We start from the raw sequence: 6,000 nt of genomic DNA on the forward strand, positions 1-6,000 counted from the left end.
CTACCGCCCGGCGACGTCGACCAGCCGCGTGCCCGCCAGCTCGTCGTGCCAGAACTGGCGCTGCGGATGGAACTGGCTGAGCCACGCCCAGAGGGCCACCCAGCCGAAGAAGATGCCCGCGAGCTGCCACAGCGTGAAGTGGCGCGAGGCGAGCGCGGCCAGCGGCGGCAGCACCCAGATCGAGCAGTAGACGTAGCGCAGGAAGGCGCGCCCCTGCGTCAGCGGCCGGCCATGGCGGTCGCGCACGGCGATGCGCCAGGTCTTCATCGCCAGCGTCTGGCCCCTGGACCAGAAGAACGTGAAGTACACGCCGAACACCACGGCCAGGAAGACCTGCAGCAGCCAGCGGCGCGGATCGATGCCGCTGCGCATGTCGATGGCGACGGAGAACACCAGTGTGGCGATCAGGCCCACCGCGAACAGCAGGAGCGCTTCGTACAGCCAGCACGCCATGCGCCGGCGCAGGCCGGGCGCCGCCAGGGGATCGTCGGACGTCAAGGCTGGACGCCCGCCTTGGGCTGCGGCAGCAGGGTGTTGCTGTCCACCGCGGGGCGCGGCGGCGTGCCGGGCTTCTTGCGCGGGATGCGCGTCAGCTTCTGCTGCGGCACCGGCTCCACCGCCATCGCCGTGGGGGGCGCGGCGGGCTTGGCCGGCGCGCGGGCGGCGAGCTTGCGCTTTTCCTCGGGCGAGAGGGCCTGGTAGGCCTCCCACTTGGCGCGCTTGTCGTCGGGCGCGACCCGCTGCGCCTCGACGAAGTTCAGGCGCGCGAGCGTGCGCTGCTGAGGCGACAGCGCCGCCCACTCGCGCATGCGGCTGTGCAGGCGCGCCTGCTCGCCCGCGGGCATGGTGGGGTAGTTCGCCGAGAGGGCGATCCACTTTTCCTTGTGCGACTTGCGCAGCTGCCGCCAGCTGGCGGCCAGCGGCGCCAGCGACCGCTGCTGCTGCGGCGTGAGCTCGGCCCAGGTGGGGGGCGCTTCCGGCCGGGTGGGCGGCGCCGTGCGCACGTGGGCCGGGCGCGCCGGCGCCTGCGTGGACACCGAGGGCTTGCCGGCCTGCGCCACGGACAGGGCAGGGTCGGGCACGGGCGCCTGTTCAGCGGCCCAGGCCACGCCGGCGGCGGCCAGGGCGGCCAGCAGGCCCGTGCAGAGGGTGCGACGCGAGACCGTCATCAGGCGGCCCCGGGTCAATCGGCGCCGCCCGTCTTCAGGAACTGGAGGAAGCCGGGGTCGGCGTAGGCGGCCGGCGGCAGTTCGTCGGTGAGCAGGGCGGCGTCGACCTCGGCCAGCTCGGTGGCGCGGCGGTCGCTCTGGAAGTTGTAGATCAGCACCAGGCCGGCCGCGAGCACGAGCAGCGGCACCACGGAGGCGAGGCGGTTCCACCAGCTGCGTTCGCCGCCGAGCGTGGCGGCGCCGCCACGGCCGACGACGACCGGGGCGACTTCGGGTTGCTTGCGGGCGGCGAGGGCGCGCACGCGCGCCGCGCGCAGGCGCTCCCGCACTTCGTAGGGCAGCTCGTCGGCGCCGCTGTCCAGGCGCATGGCGACCGCGCGGCCGAACTGGTCGGCCGCCGAGGCGCGCAGTGGGTCCGTGGTGGTCATAGTTGAATTCCCTTTGCCTTCAGTGCCTTGCTGAGGGCCGCGACGGCCCGGGAGCAGTGTGTCTTGACACTGCCTTCCGAGCAGCCCATGGCCGCGGCGGTCTCGGCCACGTCCATGTCCTCCCAGTAACGCATCAGAAAGGCCTCGCGTTGACGGGCGGGCAGCTCCATGATCTCTCCCTCGATCTCCCGCAGGACCTGGGCCCTGCGCGTGGAATCTTCCGCGCTTTCGACCTGCTGGGACTGCTCAGGCGAGGAATAAGTTTCCAGCAGGTCGAAATCCCCGTCGTCGGACGCGGATTCGAAGTCGCTCAGGTTCGAGAACAGCGCATTGCGCGTCTTCTGCCGTCGGAACCAGTCCAGCGTGCAGTTGGACAGGATGCGCTGGAACAGCATCGGCAGCTCGTTGGCCGGCTTGTCGCCGTAGTGTTCGGCGAGCTTCATCATGCTGTCCTGCACGATGTCCAGGGCCGATTCCTCGTCGCGCACGTGGTAGACGGTGCGCTTGAAGGCGCGCTTCTCGACGCTGACCAGGAAGTCGGAAAGTTCGCGTTCGGTTGCCAAGGTCGGAAATTATGGCATCCGGCGCGGCGCGGCTGAGCAACAAGCCTGTTGCGGTGCGATAATGACGGCTGCAAGTCACAGGCAAACGAGTCCTGGTCCGGCGGTGCGACGCGCCCGCCCATGGCCAGGTGCTCCAAGTCCCGACGCGGCCTCACGAGGGCTGGCGAAGGGGCACCCCAAGGTTCGAAGTCGAAACCCGAAAGGTTGATCATGGAAATCTCCCGCACGGAGCTGAGCTCCGCGGCCGCCGCGACGGCAGGCCAGTCCCAGGACCTCCGCGGCGCCGAAATCCTCGTCAAGTCCCTCCAGTCCGAAGGCGTCAAGTACGTCTGGGGCTATCCGGGCGGCGCGGTGCTGCACATCTACGACGCCTTCTACAAGCAGGACACCATCCAGCACGTGCTGGTGCGCCACGAGCAGGCGGCGGTGCACGCGGCCGACGGCTATGCGCGCGCCACGGGCGACGTCGGCGTCGCCCTGGTGACCTCCGGCCCCGGCGTCACGAATGCCGTCACCGGCATCGCCACCGCCTACATGGATTCGATCCCGATGGTGATCGTCACCGGGCAGGTGCCCACGGCCGCGATCGGCCTGGACGCCTTCCAGGAGTGCGACACCGTCGGCATCACGCGGCCCATCGTCAAGCACAACTTCCTGGTGAAGGACGTGCGCGACCTCGCCGGCGTGATGAAGAAGGCCTTCCACATCGCCCGCAGCGGCCGCCCCGGCCCGGTGGTGGTGGACATCCCGAAGGACGTCTCCTTCAACAAGACCGCCTGGACCGGCTACCCGGACAAGGTGGAGATGCGCTCGTACAACCCCGTGCGCAAGGGCCACAGCGGCCAGATCCGCAAGGCGCTGCAGCTGCTGCTGGCGGCCAAGCGGCCCTACATCTACGCCGGCGGCGGCGTGGTCCTGGGCAACGGCAGCGCCGAACTGCGGGCGCTGGCCGACCTCCTGGGCTATCCCTGCACCAACACGCTGATGGGGCTGGGCTCCATCTCCGGCACGGACCCGAAGTTCCTGGGCATGCTGGGCATGCACGGCACGATCGAGGCCAACAACGCGATGCAGAACTGCGACGTGCTGCTGGCCGTTGGCGCGCGCTTCGACGACCGCGTGATCGGCAACCCCAAGCACTTCGGGGCGAGCGAACGCAAGATCATCCACATCGACGTCGATCCTTCCAGCATCTCCAAGCGGGTGAAGGTCGACATCCCGATCGTCGGCGACGTGAAGGAAGTGCTGGCGGAGCTGCTGGCGCAGGTGAAGGAATCGGGGCTGAAGCCCGACGCCGACGCGCTGCGCGCCTGGTGGGCCACCATCGACGGCTGGCGCTCCAAGGACTGCCTGCGCTACGACCGCGCCAACCGCGACGTGATCAAGCCGCAGCACGTGATCGAGACGCTGTGGAACCTGACCCAGGACGCCGACACGTACATCACGTCCGACGTCGGCCAGCACCAGATGTGGGCCGCGCAGTTCTACAAGTTCCAGGAGCCGCGCCGCTGGATCAACTCCGGCGGCCTCGGCACGATGGGCGTGGGCATCCCCTATGCCATGGGCATCAAGCTGGCGAAGCCGGACTCCGAGGTGTACTGCGTGACGGGCGAGGGCTCGGTGCAGATGTGCATCCAGGAGCTGTCGACCTGCCTGCAGTACAAGACGCCGATCAAGATCATCTCGCTGAACAACCGCTACCTGGGCATGGTGCGCCAGTGGCAGCAGCTCGATTACGAGGGCCGCTACAGCCAGAGCTACATGGACGCGCTGCCCAACTTCGTGAAGCTGGCCGAGGCCTATGGCCACGTAGGCATGCTGATCGAGAAGCCCGCCGACGTGGAGCCGGCGCTGCGCGAAGCCCGCAAGCTGAAGGACCGCACCGTGTTCATGGACTTCCGCACCGACCCGACCGAAAACGTCTGGCCGATGGTGAAGGCCGGCGCGGGCATCACGCAGATGCTGCTCGGATCCGAGGATCTTTAAGGCCTGAACAGCCGGACGCAAAGGACGCGAAGATTACGCAAAAGTCGCAAAAAGGCAGAAGAAAATTTTGAAGGACTTCTTTTGCGACTTTTGCGGAACCTCTGCGACCTTTGCGTCCGGAAGTCCGCTCCCGAATTAGACGAATCTATTGCCCGCCAAGCCCGCCGCTTACCGGCGACGGGGGAGGGCGGCGAAAAGAGGAATCATCATGAAGCACATCATCGCCGTGCTGCTGGAGAACGAACCCGGCGCACTTTCCCGTGTCGTGGCCCTGTTCTCGGCCCGCGGCTACAACATCGAGTCGCTCACCGTGGCGCCGACCGAGGACGCCTCGCTGTCGCGCATGACCATCACCACGGCCGGCTCCGACGACGTGATCGAGCAGATCACCAAGCACCTGAACCGCCTGATCGAGGTGGTGAAGGTGGTCGACCTCACCGAGGGCAGCTACACCGAGCGCGAGCTCATGATGGTGAAGGTGCGCGCGGTGGGCAAGGAGCGCGAGGAGATGAAGCGCATGGCGGACATCTTCCGCGGCCGCGTCATCGACGTCACCGACAAGAGCTACACCATCGAGCTGACCGGCGACCAGGCCAAGAACGACGCCTTCCTGCAGGCGATCGACCGCGGCGCGATCCTGGAAACCGTGCGCACCGGCGCCAGCGGCATCGGCCGCGGCGAGCGGATCCTGCGCGTCTGAACAAGCAACCCTGAATTTCACCCCCGGAGAGAACCATGAAGGTCTATTACGACAAGGACTGCGACCTGAGCCTGATCAAGGGCAAGACGGTCGCCATCATCGGCTACGGCTCGCAAGGCCACGCGCACGCGCAGAACCTGAACGACAGCGGCGTCAAGGTCATCGTCGGCCTGCGCAAGGGCGGCGCGAGCTGGCCCAAGGTGGAGAAGGCCGGCCTGAAGGTCGCCGAAGTGGCCGAGGCGGTGAAGTCCGCCGACGTCGTGATGATCCTGCTGCCCGACGAGCAGATCGCCACCGTCTACAGGAACGACGTGGAGCCGAACATCCGCCAGGGCGCCTCGCTCGCCTTCGCGCACGGCTTCAACGTGCACTACGGCCAGGTCGTGCCGCGCGCCGACCTCGACGTGTGGATGGTCGCGCCCAAGGCCCCGGGCCACACCGTGCGCAGCACCTACACCCAGGGCGGCGGCGTGCCCCACCTGGTGGCCGTGCACGCCGACAAGTCGGGCCGCGCGCGCGACCTGGCGCTGTCGTACGCGATGGCCAACGGCGGCGGCAAGGCCGGCATCATCGAGACCAACTTCCGCGAGGAGACCGAGACCGACCTGTTCGGCGAGCAGGCCGTGCTGTGCGGCGGCACCGTGGAACTGATCAAGGCCGGCTACGAGACGCTGGTGGAAGCCGGCTACGCGCCCGAGATGGCCTACTTCGAGTGCCTGCACGAGCTGAAGCTGATCGTGGACCTGATCTACGAAGGCGGCATCGCGAACATGAACTACTCGATCTCCAACAACGCGGAGTACGGCGAGTACGTCACCGGCCCGAAGATCATCACCGACGAGACGCGCAAGGCGATGAAGCAGGCGCTGAAGGACATCCAGACCGGCGAATACGCCAAGAGCTTCATCCTGGAAAACCGCGCCGGCGCCCCGACGCTGCAGTCCCGCCGCCGCCTGAACGCCGAGAGCTCCATCGAGGTGGTCGGCGAGCAGCTGCGCGCGATGATGCCCTGGATCAAGAAGAACAAGCTGGTGGACCAGACCAGGAACTGACAAGCTCCGTCATCCCCGCGGAGGCGCACTGCTGTCCGGAAACCCTTCGGGTCACCGAAATAACCCCGGCTGAAGCGCGTCGTGGATCGCCTGTCGGTGTCG

7 protein-coding genes are annotated in these 6,000 nt (G+C 67.8%); 3 read left to right on the forward strand and 4 right to left on the reverse strand.

Annotated features, from left to right (window positions below; genetic code table 11):
• From ACY0MJ_RS16050 to ACY0MJ_RS16065, 4 genes are read right to left on the reverse strand one after another with little or no spacing between them, the layout of a single operon-like run.
• Complete coding sequence (locus ACY0MJ_RS16050) at nt 1-498, reverse strand: RDD family protein (protein WP_462639511.1); 498 nt, start codon at nt 496-498, stop codon at nt 1-3.
• Nucleotides 495-1,169: a DUF3106 domain-containing protein gene (locus ACY0MJ_RS16055; protein ID WP_462639512.1), complete on the reverse strand. Its 675-nt coding sequence runs from the start codon at nt 1,167-1,169 to the stop codon at nt 495-497. The genes ACY0MJ_RS16050 and ACY0MJ_RS16055 overlap by 4 nt, the downstream gene beginning before the upstream one ends.
• A gap of 14 nt (nt 1,170-1,183) precedes the next feature.
• Nucleotides 1,184-1,597, reverse strand: a complete 414-nt coding sequence (locus tag ACY0MJ_RS16060; RefSeq protein ID WP_462639513.1) for a DUF3619 family protein — start codon at nt 1,595-1,597, stop codon at nt 1,184-1,186.
• The gene (locus ACY0MJ_RS16065) at nt 1,594-2,160 is read right to left on the reverse strand and encodes an RNA polymerase sigma factor (RefSeq protein ID WP_462639514.1); all 567 of its coding nucleotides are present in this window, start codon (nt 2,158-2,160) and stop codon (nt 1,594-1,596) included. The genes ACY0MJ_RS16060 and ACY0MJ_RS16065 overlap by 4 nt, the downstream gene beginning before the upstream one ends.
• A 210-nt stretch (nt 2,161-2,370) precedes the next feature.
• On the opposite strand from ACY0MJ_RS16065, the gene ACY0MJ_RS16070 reads away from it, so the two are divergent.
• The 3 genes from ACY0MJ_RS16070 (at nt 2,371) to ilvC (ending at nt 5,898) form a co-directional block, all read left to right on the forward strand.
• Nucleotides 2,371-4,146 carry an acetolactate synthase 3 catalytic subunit gene (locus ACY0MJ_RS16070; protein ID WP_462639515.1) on the forward strand — a complete coding sequence of 592 codons (1,776 nt, stop codon included), beginning with the start codon at nt 2,371-2,373 and terminating at the stop codon, nt 4,144-4,146.
• Between the two features lie 208 nt (nt 4,147-4,354).
• On the forward strand, nt 4,355-4,846 hold the full coding sequence (ilvN, locus tag ACY0MJ_RS16075) for an acetolactate synthase small subunit (protein ID WP_462639516.1): 492 nt from the start codon (nt 4,355-4,357) through the stop codon (nt 4,844-4,846).
• A 35-nt stretch (nt 4,847-4,881) separates the two neighbouring features.
• Nucleotides 4,882-5,898, forward strand: a complete 1,017-nt coding sequence (ilvC, locus tag ACY0MJ_RS16080; RefSeq protein WP_462639517.1) for a ketol-acid reductoisomerase — start codon at nt 4,882-4,884, stop codon at nt 5,896-5,898.
• Nucleotides 5,899-6,000: the final 102 nt, after the last annotated feature.

This window comes from Ramlibacter sp. bp-362 (assembly GCF_054956735.1).